At 36.4% G+C, this 22,372-nt stretch carries 14 protein-coding genes and 1 pseudogene; 4 read left to right on the top strand and 11 right to left on the bottom strand.

Annotated features, from left to right (window positions below; all coding sequences use genetic code 11):
- Positions 1-6: 6 nt before the first annotated feature.
- From AA637_RS10375 to AA637_RS10350, 6 genes are all read right to left on the bottom strand, one after another.
- Positions 7-1,299: a phosphotransferase family protein gene (locus tag AA637_RS10375; protein ID WP_446682689.1), complete on the bottom strand. Its 1,293-nt coding sequence runs from the start codon at positions 1,297-1,299 to the stop codon at positions 7-9.
- Entirely contained in the window at positions 1,299-3,203 is a 1,905-nt protein-coding gene (locus tag AA637_RS10370) for an ABC transporter ATP-binding protein (RefSeq protein WP_446682688.1), read from the bottom strand. The genes AA637_RS10375 and AA637_RS10370 overlap by 1 nt, the downstream gene beginning before the upstream one ends.
- Positions 3,134-4,306: a glycosyltransferase family 4 protein gene (locus AA637_RS10365; RefSeq protein ID WP_446682687.1), complete on the bottom strand. Its 1,173-nt coding sequence runs from the start codon at positions 4,304-4,306 to the stop codon at positions 3,134-3,136. The genes AA637_RS10370 and AA637_RS10365 overlap by 70 nt, the downstream gene beginning before the upstream one ends.
- Positions 4,307-4,328: 22 nt before the next feature.
- Positions 4,329-5,525 (bottom strand): glycosyltransferase, encoded by a 1,197-nt coding sequence (locus tag AA637_RS10360; RefSeq protein WP_446684571.1) that lies wholly within the window; start codon positions 5,523-5,525, stop codon positions 4,329-4,331.
- Positions 5,526-5,656: 131 nt separating this feature from the next.
- Positions 5,657-6,925 (bottom strand): glycosyltransferase family protein, encoded by a 1,269-nt coding sequence (locus AA637_RS10355; protein ID WP_446682686.1) that lies wholly within the window; start codon positions 6,923-6,925, stop codon positions 5,657-5,659.
- A 111-nt stretch (positions 6,926-7,036) separates the two neighbouring features.
- The gene (locus AA637_RS10350; protein ID WP_446682685.1) at positions 7,037-8,053 is read right to left on the bottom strand and encodes a phosphotransferase; all 1,017 of its coding nucleotides are present in this window, start codon (positions 8,051-8,053) and stop codon (positions 7,037-7,039) included.
- Between the two features lie 374 nt (positions 8,054-8,427).
- Between AA637_RS10350 and argB the strand changes: the two genes are divergently transcribed.
- Entirely contained in the window at positions 8,428-9,312 is an 885-nt protein-coding gene (argB, locus tag AA637_RS10345) for an acetylglutamate kinase (RefSeq protein WP_069791165.1), read from the top strand.
- 55 nt (positions 9,313-9,367) lie between these two features.
- On the opposite strand, the gene AA637_RS10340 is transcribed toward argB, so the two are convergent.
- Both AA637_RS10340 and AA637_RS10335 read right to left on the bottom strand, forming a co-directional pair.
- Entirely contained in the window at positions 9,368-9,547 is a 180-nt protein-coding gene (locus tag AA637_RS10340) for a hypothetical protein (RefSeq protein ID WP_446682684.1), read from the bottom strand.
- A 317-nt stretch (positions 9,548-9,864) separates the two neighbouring features.
- Complete coding sequence (locus AA637_RS10335) at positions 9,865-11,625, bottom strand: ABC transporter substrate-binding protein (RefSeq protein ID WP_446682683.1); 1,761 nt, start codon at positions 11,623-11,625, stop codon at positions 9,865-9,867.
- 262 nt (positions 11,626-11,887) lie between these two features.
- Here AA637_RS10335 and AA637_RS10330 point away from each other — a divergent pair, with 262 nt between their 5' ends.
- Positions 11,888-12,961, top strand: coding sequence for a mechanosensitive ion channel family protein (locus tag AA637_RS10330; protein ID WP_446682682.1), 1,074 nt, complete (start codon positions 11,888-11,890; stop codon positions 12,959-12,961).
- Between the two features lie 96 nt (positions 12,962-13,057).
- Positions 13,058-13,177 (top strand): annotated as a pseudogene (locus tag AA637_RS10325) (IS982 family transposase); the annotation flags it as partial.
- A gap of 28 nt (positions 13,178-13,205) precedes the next feature.
- Here the strand turns inward: AA637_RS10325 and AA637_RS10320 are convergent.
- Positions 13,206-14,765 (bottom strand): cryptochrome/photolyase family protein, encoded by a 1,560-nt coding sequence (locus AA637_RS10320; protein WP_446682681.1) that lies wholly within the window; start codon positions 14,763-14,765, stop codon positions 13,206-13,208.
- A 137-nt stretch (positions 14,766-14,902) separates the two neighbouring features.
- Here AA637_RS10320 and AA637_RS10315 point away from each other — a divergent pair, with 137 nt between their 5' ends.
- Entirely contained in the window at positions 14,903-18,970 is a 4,068-nt protein-coding gene (locus tag AA637_RS10315) for a CBS domain-containing protein (protein ID WP_446682680.1), read from the top strand.
- An 87-nt stretch (positions 18,971-19,057) separates the two neighbouring features.
- On the opposite strand, the gene AA637_RS10310 is transcribed toward AA637_RS10315, so the two are convergent.
- Together AA637_RS10310 and AA637_RS10305 are read right to left on the bottom strand one after the other, a co-directional pair.
- Positions 19,058-20,494 carry a RecQ family ATP-dependent DNA helicase gene (locus AA637_RS10310; RefSeq protein ID WP_446682679.1) on the bottom strand — a complete coding sequence of 479 codons (1,437 nt, stop codon included), beginning with the start codon at positions 20,492-20,494 and terminating at the stop codon, positions 19,058-19,060.
- Positions 20,487-22,295, bottom strand: coding sequence for a PP2C family protein-serine/threonine phosphatase (locus tag AA637_RS10305; protein WP_446682678.1), 1,809 nt, complete (start codon positions 22,293-22,295; stop codon positions 20,487-20,489). The genes AA637_RS10310 and AA637_RS10305 overlap by 8 nt, the downstream gene beginning before the upstream one ends.
- Between the last annotated feature and the right edge of the window lie 77 nt (positions 22,296-22,372).

Here is a 22,372-nt window from a genome sequence, read left to right as displayed (position 1 = left end):
TACTAATCATGATGGCTTAAAGATAGTTGTAATTTGCTCAATGCGACATAGTATGATGTCAATCTTTTCTAACCAGTTAAATTCACAATGACGAAATGGCTCAGCCACTAATCGAAATAATCCTGCGGCGGTATAAAGTTGAATATGTTCGTCTAAAATTGTCTCAGGGGCTGTAGTACTGTATCCAGCAATAAGAGCCATGGCCAGTTTTTCACATTGTTTGGCGGATAAGATTCCCCGTAACTCATCTCGGATTAACTTAGCAATGAATGAACCTAAATCCATGGCTGGATCACCACGCACAGCACAATCGAAGTCCATAAAAGTGATGTCATTACTATTACTAAATAAAACCTGTTCCCCATTAAAGTCACCGTGAATGGGACGATAGGTGATAGGTGCATTTAATAGAGCGGTAGAAAGTTCCACAGCTATATTTTGAATGCGATGTTTCCACTGAGGACAAAGCCAAGTTAAATCAGACGCAAGGAGCAGTAAATTTTTGGCTTCATCACTACGAGATAATGGTTTTAGATTCTTGGGATCTTGTTGATGTAGTAACCCTAGCGCCGTTCCCGTTAAGATAAATTTTTCGGTATTATCAGGGGTCATGGTAATCAAATCAGCTAAAGTTAACCCAGTAATCCAAGGAAAAGCTAAAAGGCGATCGCCATTAGAATGTCCTAATTTTGACAAAATTTGTAATGGTGCCATGGACTTAAAAGCATGGGCGTTGATTTTGGCTTGGGGATACTCCCTATGGCTGTAGGCTTTGACGATAGCTTTGGGTTTTGTTTGTGTTGAAAGTTGGGCAACGTAGCGACGTTCAGGCTTATATCGCAGGGTTTTTAAGGTGAGTGAGGATAAATCATCATGGTCGAGTAAAAGTTGTTGTAATGTTTGCTCACGAGATCGCACATCGAATAATTTCGGTAGTCGTTTCAGGTAACTATCATTAGGCAAAAGAGAAAAAATAACCTTTTCTGGTTTGAAAACAGTGCGCCCGATGCCACAATCTTGGATGACTCCGGGGCGTTGAGCATATTTTTCCAGCTTATCTTGGCTAGTAACCGCTTTGGCATAGCCCAATACAGTTTTTTGAGCAATGGTCAATTCATAACTGACAATACAACTGGTAGCAGGTTTATAACGAATGTAAGTTTTTTTTACTTGACTCAAATCCAAATGGGGAAATTGAGCCACCAGGGTGGTTGCCAAGGCATCGGTATCTAACAGTAAACCTAATCCCACTAGATCCACATCACGGCGAATTAAATAATCATCAGCAGGTAATAGCATCAATAAGTACCTCCTTGAAGTTGGTGACTTTCCTTTGCTTGTAAACCGTAGAGGGTTGCATAGCGACCATTGAGTTTCATTAACTGGTCATGGGTTCCCCTTTCTGATAACTGTCCTTTTTCCATGTACAGAACCAAATCTGCACGGACAGCCAATTCTAAATCGTGGACAATCAAGAAGGTTGTGCATCCTTGAGCTAGTTTGTGCAGGGCGTCTAAGACTTCTTGTTCATTTCCTTTATCCAATCCTGTGGTGGGTTCATCTAATATCAAAATCGGTGCTTGACGAATGGCGGCCCTGGCGATCGCAATGCGTTGTCTTTGTCCCCCAGAAAGGGTTACTCCTCGCTCACCTAGTACGGTGTCGTAGCCTTGGGGTAAGTTAAGAATAAAATCATGGGCATTGGCTAATTGAGCAGCTTTTATGATTTCTTCTGTGGTACTCCCTGGACAACCATAGGCGATGTTATCCCATACATTGGAGGCAAATAAAACGCTATCTTGTAACACCACACTAATTTGCGCCCGAAGGGATTGGAGGGTGTAACTACGAATATCTTGACTATCAATGATAATACTCCCTTTGGTGGGATCATAAAGCCGTAACATAAGGTTAGCTAGGGTAGATTTACCACTGCCAGAATGCCCGACAATAGCCACTTTTTGCCCTGATTTCACCGTAAAATCAATATTTTGTAACGCAGGGTGTCCCGAATCGTAAGCAAAACCCACATCCTTAAATTGCACTATTCCCTCAAAAGGATGAGCTATCATGGCATCAGGAAGATCATATACTTCAGGAGTTTGATCAAGTAAATCTATGATGCGATCGCCTGCCGCCGATGCTTTTGCCAGTCGTCCTGTATATTTAGCGAAATCGCGTACAGGTTTAAAGGCATTTTTAAGATAAGAAAGAAAAATTAATAAATCCCCCGGAGTCAAGGCATTATTCAACACCAATTCTGCCCCACGCCATAATACCAAAGACGTACCAAGACCAATTAAGACATCTACTGTCCGTTCCAAATTTGCCGCTAGGCGTTTGGCTTTTACCCCATCCTTCAGATTTTTTTTATTCTGCCCTGTAAACACAGAAGCAAATTGATCTTCCAATGATAGGGCTTGAACGATTTTGATAGCATTCATGGATTCAGCGGTGGTGGATGCCATTGCCCCTTCTCGGCGACGTTGTTGTTTAGAAACTTTGCGGATTCGACTACTCAGACGAATGGTTACAAACCAAAATAGGGGAATCATTGCGAAGGTAAGCAGGGCTAATTGAATATTAAGCCAGAACATTATGCCCACCATGCCGATTAAAATAAAACAGTTTGCCAACAAAGGTAGTAGGGCGGTAACGGTTATTTCTTGGAGTAAACCCACATCACTGATTACCCGTAAAGTTAAATCTCCACCACGGGAACTGTTATGAAAGGATAGGGACAGGGTTTGTAGATGACAATAAAGGACACTACGAACTTCCGTTAATACACGATTACCCACCAAGGCAAACCCCACCGTATTCCAATAGGCTGCTAAACCTCTTAAAGCCGTAATGAGAAATAGGGCGATCGCCGAACCTATAATAAGGATGCGAGTATCTAAGGTTTCAACATAGGGAAAGTTATTTAATGTTCCGTTGGTTTGTTCTGCAAAAATCTCATCAAAGACAAATTTTAACGGTAAAGGCTCTATTAATCGCAGTCCAATTTCACAAAACAATGCTGTCATGGAAATTAGGATTAATGGTTGTTGTTTGCGTATATAAGGAGAAAAGCGCTGTAAAATTCGCCATAAACTGGGTATGGCTTCTGTTAACTTTTGTGGACGACCCATTAAACTGTTACCTCCTTTTGCTTGTTGGTTGGGGTGAGGCTTAAAATTTTTTGCACCGCTTGTGTCCATGTGTGCGATCGCACTATAGTCATCCTCGCATTTTTGCCCAATTGATAGCGCAATTCAGGTTGTTGTCTCAAAGAATCTAAGCAATGGATTAACTGCTCACTATTACCAGGCTCATACAATAAACCGTTAATACCATCTTCGATCACAGCTTCAATTTGCCCAATACCACTAGCCACAATGGGCAACCCCGCTGCCATATATTCATACACTTTGAGGGGGGAAAAATAAAAATTTTGCTCTGCAGGATAGGGGGCAACTGTCACATCCATGGACGCAAGGTATCCAGGCACTTGGGATGGGGGGATTTTGCCTGTGAACTCTACAGCATCTTCCATGCCATGATCCGTAAAATGCGCTTCTAAGGGCGATCGCACCGGCCCATCTCCGACAATTAACAAACGAGTCTCAGGATAACGATGGTGTAATTGAGTAAAGGCGTCCACCAGTATGGGTAAACCGTGCCAAGGTTTCATACTACCCACAAAGCCAACGGTAAATTTTTTACTAGGTAAAGTTGGGTTTAAATGAAGAGGAAAACGATCAGGGTTGACACCATTAGGCACTATATGGACTTTGTCCTGAGTTTGGGGATAACTTCCAAGATAATTCGCCACACTCTTGGAAACAGCGATTAACACCGTTGCTTTCTTGAACACCAACTGAGTCACTACTTCTGCTTTGTGCCGATCAATTAAACCTCTATGGGTTACTTGTTCTTCAATTAATGGTGCATTTACTTCCAGTATCCCCGGAATGCCTTGAGCCTGAGCATATTCCATGGCGGAAAAACTCCATAAGGCATAACGCTCATAAACAAGATCAAAATTACCAGCTTTTTCCAAAGTTTTTAACAAATCTCGGTTATGGGCTAACAAAACTTGTTCTCGCCAAGCAAGGTCATTTCCCTTGGGGGCTTTGGGGAGTTTATGTTGTGGTACAGATGCCAAATCCGTAGGAGGTTCGCCCCCCCAACGCACCGCAAACAATTCTACTTGATGCCCCTGTTGCATAAGGCTACGGATAACTTCTTGGACATGGATGGAACATCCTTTGCAACCAAATACGGGAATCCCCGGATCATTACAAATATAAGCAATTCGCATTTATTTTCTCCTAAACTTTTATTTATTTCTTCGATGTAGCGTTACTAAAGACTGTGCGCAATTTAGCCGCATTACGATGAATATCAAATTTTTGTTCCATGAGTTGCCTGGCTTGGGTTGCTAGTTCTACTCGCAAATCGGCATTTTCTAGCAATTGGGCGATCGCCTCTGCCAAAGCAATGGGATCATTTTGCTCCACCATTAATCCCGTTTCTCGGTGCCGTAACACCTCTGGAATGCCTGTTAAATTGGTAGAAATGCAGGGGGTACCCAATGCCATGGCTTCTAATAAAACCGTGGGTAAACCATCTTTGTTACTGTCTCCTCCCACCACACAGGGGGCGGCCATCACCGATGCCGACTGCATCAATTTGGTTACTTCCCCTTGGGGACGAATCCCCAGTAACTTTACCTGCTCTTGTAATCCTAACTTTTCAATCTGTTGACGCAAATTAAGTTCTTCCTCTCCTGCCCCTGCGATTTCACAGGTGAAGATAACACCACGCTCTCTCAAAATTTGACAGGCATCAATTAACACTCCAAACCCCTTTTTTTCTACCAATCGCCCCACTGCTACAATTTTCGCAGGACGATGTTGGGGGGAAGCAAACTCATATCTTTGTAAGTCCAAGCCGTTATAAATAAGTTGCACTTTTTGGGCTGCTGCACCGTAAGTTTGCTGAAGATAATCGAGATTATATTTGCTGATGGTGACGGCAGCCGCCGCATCGGTTAGTTTACTCGCATATTCCGTTGGCACTACGCTTTCATGAAAAATATCTTTGGCGTGGGTGGTAAAGGTATAGGGAATTTCGGCAAAATGACTGGCTAGTCTAGCGACAACGGTGGCGGAGGTGGCAAAGTGGGCGTGTAAGTGGGTGAAGTTTTGTTCTCGGGCAATACAGGCTAGTTGAATGGCTTTATGTAGTCTGTGTACGTCTTCTCCTTGGGCAAATTCTAGTTTCTGCCAAAAATTGGGAATAACATAACTTGCTTTGTCAAATACATCCCATAAGGTACTTCCCCTGAGATCATGGGAAAATAAATAAGTAACGGGCGATCGCACCTTAGCAATAATATCTTGAAAATGTCCATCTAGGGGAGGATGAAGGGCAAAAATTTGTATTTCTAATGCCGCCGCCTCATGGGCAAGAATTTCAGAAACTACAAAGGTTTCAGAATAGCGAGGATAACGCTTGAGGACATATCCCACTTTCATCGGATTTTTTATAGATGTGGATTGATTCATCTTTTTTTAACTGTACTGGTAATTAAATAAAAAAATAAAAAATAATTATATAGATATTTGTTATGAATATATATAATAAAAATATATGTTATAAAAAATAATTAAATATTAACTAATACTTTTTTATTAGAAAAGTTTTTATTTTCTATTTGATCACAAATATTACTTAAATATAGAGGAATCTTTTTCAATCCTTGAAAGTCAATATTTTTATGCACTTGGGGGAATTTTTTTTCCGTTTTCAACCATTTAGTCAATGATTCTGGAGTTAAATTATCAGGATGTAACATATCCACTAATCCTAATTGTTCTAATCTTTGAATGCGAATTAATTGTTCTTGCCGGGGATTTACTCTTGGTATGATTAATGCTCTTTTTTCAAAAGACAAAATCTCACTGGTGCTATTGTAACCCCCCATAGAAATTACCCATTTTGCCTCTTTCAAGAGTAAAGTAGGCTCTTTTACATATTTCCATACCCATAAATTAGACCTAGTTTTTGCAAAATCGAATAATTCTTTTTGAACCTCCAAGGGCATAAATGGGCCCGTGATAATTATTCCTTGAACATCTTTTGGTAAAGTTGTTTCAGCAAAAGTGAGAGCTAAATCAGCCCCGTCTTGTCCTCCTCCCACCATGCACAAAGCCAAGGATTTATTATTGAGATTAAAAGTTGATTTATTTGATGTAAACTCTAATCTTGTGCGTTGGTCTAAATACCCTGTATAACGGAATTTTTCAAGAATATCTGCTGAAAATTTATACTCTTTGACTGCATCATAAATATTAGGATCTCCGTAAATCCAAACTTCATTATAATAGTTACGAATTATTTTTTCATTCTTCGCTTTTTTCCATTCTTCCTCAACAGTTTTTGGGTCATCTAATATATCTCTTAAGCCAAGAATGCGGAAAGTTTTGGTTTCTTTTTTCAGATATTTTAACGTTGGTTTTAATTCTCCCATGGCACCCTTCGGCACATTGTCAACTATTAATATGTCTGGTTTAAAACTTTGAATAGTCGCTAAAATAATGTGCGATCGCATTTTAACTATTTCACCAATAGACATCTGCCAACGCCTAGCCTCGTAACCCCCCTCACTATTTTTATATAAAGCAGGGAGAGTCACACAATCAATTCCCTCAACTGTTTCAACCTCATTACTTTTATTCGTACCCGTAATCAGTAATATATCAACATTTTTTAGAGAGATACCTAAGTTTTGAGCAATCAGCAGATTACGTCTCTTATGCCCCAAGCCCATCGTATCGTGAGAATAAAGCACTATCCGCCATCTCTTACCCATGGATTTCTCTTTGTTACAAATTGCCCGATCACTCAAAGATGTGACACTAATATTACTATTCATAGATAATGATGTAACGAAATATGGTTAACATTTGTTTAAGACGCTAAAAGTATTTAACTTTGTTCCCCACAAATTAGTTGTTATTACGGATACTTTATGAAAACTATATATTTATGAGCAAATTGAATATTTTTTCTCAAACATAGTTAATTGAGTCTCACAATAATCCAACAAAAAAGGAGTAGTACAATGACGATCAACAAACTGGGTACTAAGATATATATGTCTTACGAGCGTCAAAATGGTATAAATTGTAACAGCTTGTCTTTTGTTCTCTCCTACCAATTTAATAAACTCATTTTCTACAGTTTTTTCTTGACCTTTTAAAACGCTAAAATCACCATATTTTCTCAAGCTATATTCTGTAATATGTCCCATAAAATTACCTATATCAAGAGCAGGATTACCTAGACAATATAAATCTAAATCTAATAAATAAAAATGATCTTTATTGACAATAATTTGATCAAAATAAAAATCTCGGTGGATACCACACAAACTATCATCCTCTTGAATATGTTGACCGAGTTTATCACAGGTATTTAAAATATGTGCAACTCGACATTCCCACTCAGGAAAATCTCTTAAAATTAAAGGTAATTTTTGATGAAGAATCGCCAATTCATCTGCAATAACATGGGAACGAAAAGTGGGAATATTTGCACAATGTAGCTTATGGGCAACATGAGCAATTTTTTTTACTATATTTAAATCAATATTCGGGGTAAATAAATCTCTTAAAACTTCTCCCGATACCTTTTTCTGTAACCACATTTGCCACTGCGGGATAATTGCTATCGGCTCAGGTACAGAAATTTTATCTAAACAATCATCATTAAAACCATTTTTCCATAGCTGTTTCTGCAAGTTATAACTTTTAAAATCAGTACCCTTTGCTCGTATTTTTCCTATTAAAGCTAAAGAATTTTTGCCATCAAAGGTGAACTCAATTAAGCAACGTTTTTCAGGTTTATAACGAATAACTTTTATTTCTTCTAACTGATAATTGAAAATTATATTAGGTAAATGTTTAAAAAGATGTTCTTTAACCCATTTTGGAGATAAAAATTCTTTCAAAAAAGGCATTTTTACATCATTATCTAAATCATAATTATTAACAACTCTCATTTTTTTTATAACTATAAATGCTTGTTATCATATTTAAATATATTAACAAAACAACCTTATTTAAACGTGAAATATAGCGTGAAAAATTTTAGGTATTTTTTAGGGTCATAAAAACTTAAGTAGGTTGGCGAAATTAATTATAGCCCTTATTTTATTAAGACTCTTATGAACAAGGGGTTTAAACCCCTTGCTTAAATCGATTTAATTATGCCTACTTACTTACTTTGAATCAGAAACAAAATAAATAGTTAATTGTCCATTTTTAAGACAACCTTTTGGGGAAACCCGACTCAATTGTTTTGTATGAACAATTTTGATAGTATCTTGTTATTAAAGTAAATACTCATCATGTCAAAATATAATCAAACATCAAAATGGTAGAGAACAGGGAAAGCGAATATTACAAAGAGTCAGAAGCAACCAGAGTTAGAGTTTTAAGCGAAGCACTACCCTACATCCAAAAATTTGCAGGACGTACTATTGTTGTAAAATATGGTGGTGCTGCTATGAAAGATGGTTCTCTAAAAGAAGGAGTTATCAGAGATATTGTTTTCCTTGCTTCAGTGGGTTTAAATCCTGTGGTAGTCCATGGAGGAGGCCCAGAAATTAATATTTGGTTAACAAAATTGGGCATCGAACCTCAATTTAAGGATGGTTTGAGAGTTACCGATGCACAAACCATGGATGTAGTGGAAATGGTGTTGGTGGGTAGGGTAAACAAGGAGTTAGTTACCCTCATCAATAATGCTGGAGGCAAGGCAGTTGGTATATGTGGAAAAGATGGTAATTTAATTCAAGCACGTTCTGTCAATCGTGAAAAAGTAGGTTTTGTGGGGGAAGTTACCAATGTTGATAGTTCGTTAGTTGATTCCTTGGTAAAAAGTGGCTATGTGCCTGTTATTTCTAGTGTGGCGGCGGATATTGATGGACAAGCCCATAATATTAATGCTGATACTGTAGCGGGGGAAATTGCAGCGGCTTTGGGGGCTGAAAAATTAATTTTGTTAACGGATACTCCTGGAGTTTTGAGGGATTATCATGACCCTTCTACTTTACTTTATAAGTTATCAATTCAGGATGCCAGAGATTTAATTGATGAAGGGGTGGTATCTGGGGGAATGATTCCCAAGGTGAATTGTTGTGTGCGCTCTCTTGCTCAAGGGGTGAAAGCTGCTCATATCATTGATGGTAGAATTCCCCATGCTTTATTGTTGGAAATCTTTACTGACGATGGTATTGGTTCAATGATTGTTCCTTAATTTTGGGGTATTGGGGGTGAGCTTTGGTTCACCCTTTTAATTTTTTCCCCAAGTTTTAGCGTAAATCAAGAATGTTGTCTTTCAGGTTATCAGCAATACGGGATAAAAATGTAGAGCGGGAATGTTCTTGGGAGTTATTGTTGTTTTCTTTTCCACTGGTCGCTTTCACCACAGATGCTTGTTGATGCTCTGTATTTTTGGAGTGTGACTGGGAAAAAACTTTCATGATATTCATAAGGCAAAGCTCCTATATTTTTTATCAAAAAGAGTGGCTTATTTTACTCTTAGTTTTTGATAAATTAACTAATTCTGATTATCTTGGATGATGGTTTTTTTTTCATGTTTTTGTGATATTTATTCTTAATTTGTTGCATTTCTTCATATGATGAAGCACAATTTATTACATTGACAACTACTAATTTTTAATAAATTGAACTTCATACAATAATTGAATAAAAATATAAGAAATAGCTTATTTTTTACTCTGTACAGCTTGGCGATACATCAATCAAAGGTTAATTAGTAAAAGAAGAATAACTGGTATATCTATTTCTACTCATCGGCAATGGTTAATTTTTCAATATTCCAAAAAGCACCACCAAGGGGAGAATATTCTACTCCTTCTATACGATTTCTGACGGCGGATAGGGAATAGGGATTGACTAAATAGATGAGGGGTAAATATTCCATGGCTAGTTGTTGGGTTTGGTCATAAATTTCTTTTCTACGGTCAAAATCTAATTCCCTCGCCCCTTGCACATATAAATTGCCGATTTCTTCTTCCCAATCGGCAACTACTCGTCCTTCAATGTCTTCTCTCCCTGCTTGGGGTTTTTGGTTAAACAAGTGTAAGTTTCCGTCGGGATTCCAAAGGTTGATGCCCCCATTTGGTTCGTTTCCCCCAGTAAAGCCAATGATATGGGCTTCCCAATCGAGGGAGTTACTGAGTTTATCGACTAATACGTTAAAGGCGATGGGGGTAAAGTCAACGGTGATACCAATTTTTTCTAAGTCTTGTTTGATTTGAGAGCCTAGGGATTCTCTGATGCGGTTTCCTGCGTTGGTAAGAAGGGTAAATCTGACGGGGTGGTTTTCGGCATCGAAAAGGTTGCCGTTGTCGTCGTATTTAAATCCTTCTTTTGTTAAAATTTCTTTGGCTAATTTGGTGTTGTATTCATAGCCTTCGACGGTAGGGTCATAAAATGGTGATTGTACGGAAATAGGGGAGTTTTGTTTTTCTCCTAATCCTCTGTATATATTATTGATCATTCTATCACGATCAATGCTATGGGCGATCGCCCTTCTAAACTCCACATTATTAAACCACTTGGATTTATAAGACGTTACCAACGGATTACCATCCCTCATACCTTGATTGAGATTAAAAGCCATAAAAGTAGTACCATAGGCGGCCCCACCATTGTAGATAGTAAAATCCCCCCTTTCTTCCTCCCGTTTAAGCAGGGAAAAATATTCAGGAGAAACCCCAATGGAATCTAAACTGCCAGAGCGAAATTGTAACAAAGAAGTGTCCGTTGATTCCACAATTTCCCACACCACATCTTCAATATAAGGGAGGGAATTGCCCTGCTCATCTGTTTGCCAATAATAGGGATTTTTAGTAAAAATAACTCGCTGAGAAGTAGAATAACTTTTTAATTTATAACGACCATTTACTATTAATTGATCAGGCGGAGTATCCACACCCCAAAAAGAAAGAAATAAAGGGTTTCCATCTCTGTCTTTTTCTATTACTTTTTCTTCTAAAATATGTTTAGGTAAAATAGCTAAACCGGTACTTTCTAAAAAAGGTGCAAAAGGTTCATTAATTGTAAATCTAACTTGTCTATTATTTACCCTTGTCACCGTGGGCAAAGCACGACTTTCTCCCACTCTCAAACTATCCCTTGCATTACTAGGAATTTCCTCATTAAGGTATAGTTGATTATAGCTGAATACCACATCATCTACGGTTAAAGGCTCTCCATCAGACCATTTTAAATTCTCTTTGAAAGTAAAAGTAATATTTAATTGATCATCCGAAAATGTCCAAGACTCCGCTAGGGCAGGTTGAATTTCCCCCGTCATAGGATTTTCTTCCACCAATCCATCGTAGGTTAAACCAAAAATATTAGGAGACTCTTGAGATAAAACGGCGTTAAATGTTTTAGGATCACTTAATATCGCCTGAGTTATCTGAGATTCTGGCATTCTAGCCTCTGCCATGTCATTCCTTGCACAGCCTCCCAAAAAAGTTACACTTATCAGCAAAACCAGAGTGATATTGACTACCTTAAATAACCGAGAAAACATACATTAAATTTAATCAATCTTTTTTTTACTTTCCCCATGTTATCGTATTATTTGCAATACTAATGGTAAGAGGGAACTTAACAACTAATATTTTTGTGAACAATTTTTACCTATAAAATTACAAAGAAAATTGTTAAAGAATGGTTATATCATCTTTTCCCATAGTTACGGGGTTAAAATTGACTAGAAATAATCACTCTACTTATAAATTACCAGTATAACTATTAATTATTTCACTTATTTTTAATTTATTAATTATTTCATGGATTTTACTTTAAATGAGTTATTTAACATTTCTCCTAATTTACGAAGTTTACTAACTGACATTGCAATTGTTATTGTTATTTTAGGAATTAGTTATTTTATTCTTAAAGTTGGTAAAAACTTATTACTTAGACAACTTAGAAAATTTACTCGCAAAACGGAAACTGATCTTGATGATCAAATTATTGAAATTGTTAATAAACATATCATACCCATCGGTTATTTTATTATTTGTTATCTAACTTTTAAGGAAATACAAATAAATGAGACAATCTTGGGACTTGCTAGAACTTTTTTAAGTATTGCTATTACTTTTTGTACGTCACGATTTTTAGTTGATTTATCCAGAGTTGTTATTAAATTTTATAGCAAAAAATATCATTATTCTAATTCTATTGTTGAGAAAAATATTGATGCTCTTTTTCCTGCTATTCGAGTAGTTATCTGGACTTTAGCGGGAATATTTATAGTTAGTAATCTTGGATTTGATATTGGTGCAATTGTTGCAGGACTTGGGATTGGTGGTGTTGCGATCGCTCTTGCATCCCAAGGAATATTACAAGATTTGTTCAGTTATTTCGCTATTTTATTTGACCGTCCTTTTGAAATATCGGATCTTGTTTCAGTAGATGAATTTACAGGATATGTACAACATATTGGTATCAAAACCACAAGGATAAAAGCCCTAACGGGGGAGGAGTTAGTTTTGGCAAATACCGACTTGACTAACTCTCGTCTTAGAAACTATAAAAGAATGCAAAGTCGCCAGGCGAAAATAAAATTGGGCATAATTTATGAAACTGATAATAGTCTTTTACCTAAAATTCCTACCATCATTGAACAAGCCCTAACTCCTTTAGAAAATATTACTTTTGATATTGCTTATTTCTCTGAGTTTGGAGATTTTAGCTTAGATTATGAAGTTATTTACTTTGTCCATAGCAATAATGAATTAAAGATATATCGTCAAGCTCAACACGAGGTCAATCTTGCTATTAAATTCGCATTTGCAGAGGCTGGAATTAAATTTGCTTATCCCACCGCCCTTCACTATGTAAATCAGGTTAAATAGAGTTATTTAACCTAATTTCAGGATAAGAAAAAGAACAAATAGTAAGCTAAAACTAACAACAAATTTAAATTACTATATTGTTCTATATCTAATTTAATAGAACACTCTCGTCATCATTCACCAGTTAATTTTTGTACTAATCTTCTTTGTGAATTAATTGCTTATTGTCATGTACTAGAAAATCCTTCTGTTCATTTCGACTGGCTTGTACCTTAATCTGCTTAACCCTAGCCGACCTTAACTATCAATTATTTACCATTCTTTTTTTTGCTAAAAATCTAATTTTTTCTAAGTCTTTTGCTGACATTTTTTCCAAATGTTTTAACACTAAATTCATCCTGCCTTGGGTTCGTAATTTTTCTTCATGCCTAGCCAAAAAATCCCAATATAAATAATTAAAAGGACAAGCATCTTCTGTTAATTTTTCCTTGGGTTTATAACGACATCCCTTGCAATAATCACTCATTTTATTGATGTAATTAGCCGAAGAAGCATAGGGTTTTGATGCTAAAGTACCCCCATCAGCAAATTGTCCCATACCCAAAACATTGGTTTGCATTACCCAATCATAGGCATCAATGAAGGCACTATGAAACCAGTTTTTTAACTCTTGGGGGGAAATTCCTGCCACCAAACCATAATTACTCAAAATCATTAATCGTTGAATATGGTGGGCATAACCAGTGTTTTCTGTCTGTTTTAAGACTTGATGTAAACAATTCATATCAGCTTTTTGACTATCCCAAAAAAAATCGGGGACAGGATTTTGATGATTAAACCAATTGCTAGTAAAATAATCATCATCTACATGGTGATATAGTCCATACATATATTCTCGCCATCCAAGTATTTGTCTGATAAATCCTTCTACAGAATTAAGGGGATAATCTCCTTTATGATAGGCATTTTCTACTGCTTTAATTACTTCTAATGGTTGTAATAAGCCAATATTTACATAGGGAGAAATTAAACTATGCCACATAAATTCTTCTCCTGTAACCATGGCATCTTGATATGTTCCAAACAAATTTAATCTATGATTTATAAAATGTTCTAATACTTTGAGAGCATCTTCTCTTGTTACTGCCCAAGTAAAGTTATCAAGTTTTCCGTAAGTTTTATCCTTAATTTCTTGTACTTTTGTGATAACATCTAAAGTTATTTTATCTGGATCAAAAAATAAACTAGGGGGAGTTTGCAGATTTTTTTTTGGTGGTTGACGATTTTCTTTATCTAGGTTCCATTTTCCGCCGATGGGTTTATTTTCTTCGGTTAATAAAATATTAAATTTTTTGCGGCTTTCTCGATAAAAGTCTTCTAAGATTAATTTTTTTCTTCCTTTTGCCCACTGGTTAAATTCTTCTTTTTGCCATAAAAAGTTACTATTGGGAAAAAGTTTGATATGACAATTTATATCTATTTCTTTGAGGAAGCTAAAAAAAGATCTATCATGGTTATTAGATGAAACAATAGTGTTATTAAAAGGTATAGTGCGATCGTCACTGGGATTCATTAATCTTAATTCTGTAATTTGATGGGTTGTTATCCAATCAATGAGAGATTGCTGAAAGTTATCACTAATGGCGTAGGTTACTGGCCAACCGTTTTTTTTCAACTCTTCGGCAAAATGACGCATTGCAGACCAAATTAACACTAATTTTTGGCAATGATAGGTATTTAAAGAGCCTAAATTGAAGGATTCTACTAAAATAATCGGAGTATCTTTTTTAATATCTAAACAACTTAATAAAGCAAAATTATTTTTATTTAATTGATCTCCTAAAATCCAAATTCCTGTAGTCATAATAATTAATTTAAATATTTATTTACTTACTATAATCTAATGTCAGTCTAAAACTATTATAGTTACTAACTATCAAAAAAAATTAACCCATAAAGTTTCTTCTTAATCATTCATTTTTCCTTATCAATCAATAACGAATGTCCACGGATAAAAGTCCTCAACTCATGAAGCACAAAGTCTTAAGTAATAACTATGTAACGGTAAAACTAGATGCCAGTTTATTAGATGTTGTTGAACAATTAAGTCAAGTAAAACCAGATAATTTAAAGGAAGATACTACTTCTAAATATGCCCGTGGAAATAGGCATTTTAGTTGTGCTTTAGTTGTCAATAATGAGCGTTTAGTAGGATTAATTACAGAGAGAGATATTGTTAAACTTTCGGCTCAAAATTATTCCCTAGAAGAGATGGTGGCAGCACAAGTAATGACAAGGAATGTAATTACTTTTGAGGAGGAAAAAGTAGGAAGTGTTTTAGAGTTAGTAGATATTTTAAAAACCCACAAAATTAGACATTTACCTTTAGTCGATAAACAATCAAGGGTAGTGGGTATTGTCACCCCAGAAACCATTAGGGCAACTTTACAACCCCTTGATCTTTTGAAGCATCGTCATGTAGAAGAAGTAATGAGGCGTAATATCATTTATGCTTTTCCATGGCAAAAATTGACGGAGTTGGTGCAGTTAATGGCAAATAATTCCATTAGTTGCGTAGTGGTAGTTGAGGAAGGAGAAAATAATCAGGTTAAACCCTGTGGGATTATTACAGAAAAAGACATTGTTAGGTATCAAGCCCTTCGTTTGAATATGGAGGAGTTGGAGGCGCAGCAGGTTATGACAAAACCTTTGAAGGTGATTAATGGAAATTCTTCTCTTTGGGATGCCCATAAGTTGATGGAAAAAAAAGGTTTTCGCCGTCTGGTAGTGGTAGATAATGAGGGCTATCTTCGAGGGATTATTACTCAGAGTAGCGTATTGGAGGGAATTGATCCTCGTGAATTACAAGATGTTATAACTGTATTGGAAAAACAAGTTGAATTGTTAGAAAATAAAAATACTGAGTTATTAAAACAGGTTGTTAGACAACAACAGGAAAGTTTGAAAGAAGCGGAGAAAAGAGAGAAGTTATTACTAGATATATCGTTGCGAATTCGCTCATCTTTGGATTTGAAGGAAATTTTACAAAGGGCGGTGGATGAGGTAAGAAACTTATTGTCGGTGGAAAGGGTGGTTATTCTCAGGGTATCTGAAAATTGGGAAAATCCTTTTTTGATTGAGTCGATTATTGATTCAAAGTATTCTTTGAAGGGAAGAATAATCCGTGATGCTTGTTTTGAGGAGTTGTGGTTAAATTCCAAAAATGTTTTTCCTACGGTTGCCATTGAGGATATTTATGATAGTGATTTAACTGAATGTCATGTGGATTTGTTGGCGAGTTTTGGTATTCGGGGTAATTTGGTAATTGGTTTGGAGGTAAATCAGTGTTTGTGGGGGTTGTTGATTGCCCATAGTTGTGAGGAAATTCGCCATTGGAAGTCAGAGGAAATTGAGTTTTTAGATAAGTTGGCAATTCAGTTGTCTATTGGCATTCAACAGGCAAGTTTGTTAAATCAGGTGAAACAAAATAGTGTGGAGTTGGAAAAAAAGGTGGCTATGCGTACTTTGGAGTTAACGAATCTTAATCAAGAGTACCATGAGGAGTTGATTAAATCTAATGAGATACAAATGGAGTTGGAAAAAACGAAGTCAACTTTGGCGGGTATTTTGAATGTTGCCCAAGATGGCATTATCTCTATTAATCATGAGCAAAAAATTATTATGTTTAATCAAGGGGCAAGTCAGATTTTTGGTTATACTCTTGAGGAGGTTTTGGGTAAGCCTCTAGATATTTTGTTGCCTGATAGGTTTGTGGCTTCTCATCGTCACCATGTGGAAAATTTTGATGGGGCAAGGCAAGTAAATTCTTGTTGTCGTATGAGTGGTGATAATGATGATAAGGATTTTGTCATGGGGAAGAGAAAAGGGGGTGAGGAGTTTCCTTTGGAGGCTTCTATTTCTCGTTTGGTGACTCAGGAGGATACTATTTCTACGGTTATCTTACGGGATGTAACTCAAAAGAGGGCTTTGGAGGCGGAAAGAAGGAAGTTAGCCCATTATTTGGAGGTGAGTTTGAATGAAATTTATGTTTTTCGTGCGGATACTTTTTTGTTTGAGTATGTGAATCAGGGGGCTTTAAATAATATTGGTTATAGTTTGGATGAATTACAAGGTATGACTCCGATAGATGTTAAGCCTGAATATACTAAGGATAGTTTTTTGGAAGTTGTTAATCCTTTGTTGACGGGTGAGCAAAATATTGTGGTGTTTAAGACGATTCATCGTCGTCGAGATGGTAGTTTGTATCCTGTGGAGGTACATTTACAATTAGTGGATGAGGCTAATGATAGGGTATTTGTGGCGATTATTTCGGATATTACGGAAAGGGAAAGGGCTGAAAAACAATTGAAGGATGAATTGAATAAGAGTTTGTTGTTGGGCAATATTACGGATAAGATTAGGCGCACTCTTAATCCTGATGATATTTTTGCGACGGCAGCGCAGGAGATTGGTATGGCTTTTGAGGTGAATCGTTGTTTGATTCATGATTGTTTGTTTCAGCCTTTCTTTTCTATGCCTTTACGGGCGGAATATTCTGCGGGGGATTATCCTTCTATTATGTCTTTTCCTGTGCCAATTCAAGGGAATGTCCATCTTAATAAAATTTTATACCAAGAAGGGGCGATCGCCTCTAATAATGTTTATCAGGATGATTCTTTTCAACCGATAATCGGTTATTGTCGCAGTATTCTTCTCAAGTCAATTTTAACCATTGGTACTTTTTATCAGGGCAAAATTAATGGTGTTATTATCCTTCATCACTGTGATTCTTTCCATGAGTGGACGGCTGAAGAGCTTGATTTGATTGAATCCGTGGCGGCTCAGTTGGGAATTGCGATCGCACAATCTAACCTTTTAAAACAAGAAAAAAGACGACTAAATCAACTAGCATTTAAAAATCATGAGTTGTCACAGGCAAGAAAGGAGGCGGATTCGGCTAACCGTGCCAAAAGTGAATTTTTAGCCATGATGAGTCATGAAATTCGCACTCCCATGAATGGAGTCATTGGCATGACAAATTTATTAGCTGATACTCCTTTAAATCCTCAACAAGAAGACTTTATTAAAACTATTCGTCATAGCGGAGAAAGTTTATTAATTATCATCAATGATATTTTAGATTTTTCCAAAATAGAATCAGGAAAATTAGAGTTAGAAAATGAGCCATTTAATCTACTAGAATCAGTTAACAGCATCATCGATTTAATGAAATTTCAAGCCCATGCTAAAAATATAAAATTAATATATAAAAAAGAACCTTTAAAAAGCGAATATTTTAGAGGAGATGTTACTAGACTTCGACAAATTCTATTAAATTTAATTAGCAATGCCATTAAATTTACCAAACAAGGTACTGTAACAATTAACATTACCAGTCACACAGTTCATGAAACAAAATGTATCCTCAAATTTACCATAAAAGATACAGGTATTGGTGTTCCTAAAAATAGACAAAATAAATTATTTAAACCCTTTTCTCAGGTAGATAATTCCATTAGTCGCCATTATGGTGGTACAGGGCTAGGATTAGTTATCAGTAAAAGACTAGCAGAAATGATGGACGGGGAAATGTGGTTTGAAAGTCAAGAAAATGTCGGCTCAACTTTTTTCTTTACCGTTGTTTTACCTATGTCTAGTAACCCAAAAGATATTATAAATAATAACTTAGGTAACCAAGTTTTAAATCAATCAAAAAAATACAAAATTTTGTTGGCTGAAGATAATAAAGTTAATCAAAAAGTCGCCATGTTGAGCTTAAAAAAAATAGGCTATAAATGTGATATAGTTGCTAATGGTTTAGAGGTAATTGAAGCAATTAAAAAAGTAAATTATGATATTATCTTTATGGATATACAAATGCCAGAAATGAATGGTTTAGAGGCAACTCGTTGGATTAGGCAAAATAGCACCCATCAGCCTCATATTATAGCTATGACAGCTAATGCCATGGAAGGGGACAAAAATATTTGTCTTCAAGCAGGAATGAATGACTATCTCACTAAGCCTCTTCATTTAGATGAATTGAAAGAAGTATTAAATAAGGTTTGATGATAAAGTCAAAATGCTTGTCAAGTAAAGCCACTATTAATAAGACAAACTTAAAAATAGTACAACCTCATTATTCTTAATTCTTAATTACCTTTTGGTGCAATTGTCACAGACACCACAACGAAAAGAGGGATTTAAATTATTATTAAAAACTCCCAATAAAAAAGCCCAGCGACAATGCTTAGTAGTTAAATAATCCTTCATTTGCATCATTAACTGTTTTTCATGATGAATCATCTTTTTTATTACCTTTTCAGGCTCGTTTAAACATAGTTTATACTCAAAAGGATTTAACCATTTTAATTGTTTTGCTGTGGTTAATATGCCCAAATATAATTGATTGTTGTCAGTCATTGAATGGTGAGATTTATTAGATAGTTTTGTTATTAATACTTCTGTTTCTTGGTAATATTTTAAAGTTTGGGCAAGGAAAAAAGCCCGTGTTTTTTTGTCAGTGGGATCAAATAATCCCGTAAATTCGCTGATAATACTTAGGGCTTGGCTAGGTTTTCCATCTCGTCCTCCCCTTCCTATTTCTTGAAGATAATCGGACAATAATAGAGGTACTTGATAATGGATTATCCATCGTAAATTTGCTTTGTTAATACCCATCCCAAAAGCATTGGTACAAACCACAAATTTTACTTTTTCTTCTAACCAATCTTGTTCTATTTTTCTTCTTAGGTTGCTAGGTAAACCACCATGGTAGGAATAATTATTGTAACCTTTTTGATGAAGATAATGGGAAATATTTTCGGCTTCTTTTCTAGTTCTAATATAAACTAAACCACTGTGGTTTTTTTTACTATCTAAAAATTTAATTAATTCTTGTTTCCTTGCCTTTGGTGTCCAAATTTGTTTTACTTTCAGTTGTAGATTTTGACGATAGGGGCTAAGGATAAATTTCTGGGGATTGATTAAACCTAGGGTGTCAGTGATAATTTTTTGGGTAGGTAAGTCAGCGGTGGCGGTGAAACAAGCGATCGCCATTAGGGGATGATTATGCTTTACTGAAAGTAAACTAGGGCGAATGGTGCCTAAACGGGTATAGCTAGGGCGAAAAGTTTTGCCCCATTGCACCAAACAATGGGCTTCATCGATAATCAGGCTATTGATAACCAAATCGGGGCGACTAATAATTTGCCATATAGGGGGGCTAAGGAGGGTTTCAGGGGAAAGGTATAATAACTTTAATTGCTGCTGTTCCAACCTATATATTACCCCAGTGCGATCGCCCCTAGCCATTTCACCGTGCAAAAAATCTGCAGCCAAACCCTTACCCTTCAACTCCCTAACCTGATTTTCCATCAACGCAATGAGAGGAGAAACCACCAAAGTTAAACCATCCTGAAGTAAAGCAGGTAATTGGAAACAAATAGACTTACCGCCCCCCGTAGGCATCACCACCAGACAATCTTTTTTTGCCAAAAGAGACTCCATTACCTGTGATTGAGGGTAACGAAAATCATCATAACCCCAAATAGTTTTTAACTTCCCACGGAGTAAATTAAGCTCACTAACCATGATACAGCGAATTTACAGAAGAAGGGTTAGAAGGACTCTCCGAAGACTTTGACTGATAAAACACCCCCAAAATAATGCCCACAAGCACCAAGAAAAAAGCAATCCAATACTTATAACGCTCAAAAAAATCATCCTTCTTCGCCAAAGTCACCGCCGATAAATCAGGCTGGGGTAAATCAGGCAAAACTTCTCTCAACGTAGCCCAAGATAATCCTCTTTGTTTTTGAGCATCCATGCGCAATATCTGACAATGGACTAAACCAATGGTGACATTATCATGGCCATTTTTAGTTAAAGCAATATCCAGTAAATGGGCAATACTTTCAGAAAGAGAAACTTTTTCCCCTAAAATCGGTAAAACCTCCTGACGCCAATATTGTTCAACCCTTTCAAAATCTGACAAACCATCAGAACATAATAACAAAACGCAATCCTCATCAGGAATAATTCGTTTAATGTGAGGACGAATATTTTTAGCGTAATCTGTACCCAAAGCCTGAATCAAAGCCCCCGCTTGGGGATTACTGGTCATTTCTCGATAAAAACTATAACCCAAACGCACCTCCCTCGATGCTAAATCATCATCCACTGTTAATTGATGACAGCCCTGAGAAGTGATGAGGTAAATCCGTGAATCTCCCACATGACCAAAGTATATTTCATGATCTAAGGCTAGGGTTAAAACTACCGTAGTACCCATTCTATCTCGATCTTTACTTCCTTGTGCATTATTAATCTCTGTAATTTGGTCATTGGCTTCGGATAAGGCAGAGAGGATCTTTTCTTTATCAATCAAAGGCGTCCAATTTTGGCTATAGAGGGTATCTTTTAGTTGTTTTTGATAAATTTGAGTTAATTCTTGTTCTAGGGTCTTTATAGCTAAATTAGAGGCTATTTCCCCGCCTTTTTGCCCCCCTAGTCCATCACAAATAATTGTCAAAGTATTTATTCCTGAAACGTTTTCTTTTAATTCTAGGGCAGGGGGATAACAAGCGTCTTCATTATTACCTCTTTTCTTGCCTGGATCTGTGGTGGTCAGAATATGATATTTTCTTTGATAGTATTCTTCCCCTAGTATAAACAGGGCTTGATCTAATATTTTAATTAGTTCTCCTGTACTGGTAATGAGTTTTTGCTGTAAGCTGAGGACAATATTTGTTAAAACTTCTTGGATTATTTCTTGGCTATCTTTTACGAAGGGTTCTAATAAATTGCCTAAGTCTTGTAAGCTGGGTTTGTTGTCATTGTCGGGGCTTAATTCCATTATTTTGACAATGCCACCATCTACCCTCAAATTATCTTCTGCCAAGAAACTAGATAAGACTTTTTGCTTTTTCAAATAAAACCAAAGTTGTCCTATTTGCCATAACCAATTTAATTGTCTGAGGGAGGAAGCCTCTGCCCAACTACTGTGGAGGGTGGGAAAAATGTGAGGATAAACTAACTCACCAGAATCATTTATGGGGGTGCTTTGATGTTCTAATAACCAAGTATTTGCGATCGCACTATATACTTGAGGTAGGTGCAATTTTTGGGTAAATAAACGTTGATAGGGAATTATTTCTGAGGGAATATCATCTCCAAAAGTAGGAATTTTCTGAGGTTTAGTATCTAAAACAACCTTATCATTAATCACATAAAAGCGATCGTCAATGAGAGTCTGAATCTCGAAACATTGAGCCTCCCCATCCATCACCCATAGATAACGCCGAGTAGTAGGAGTATTGCATTCCTGACAGATACTTTCATCCACCGAATTAGTAGCATTACATTGAGGATTGATGCAGTGAATATGGCTCATAATTCAAGAACAGCAAAAGTGAAAAAATGAAAATAAGATAGTCTCATTGTAACTGTTCCCATAAACATCCTCAAATT

This window comes from Cyanobacterium sp. HL-69 (genome assembly GCA_002813895.1).
GTDB lineage: Bacteria > Cyanobacteriota > Cyanobacteriia > Cyanobacteriales > Cyanobacteriaceae > Cyanobacterium.
This window is presented reverse-complemented; position numbering and strand designations above follow the sequence as displayed.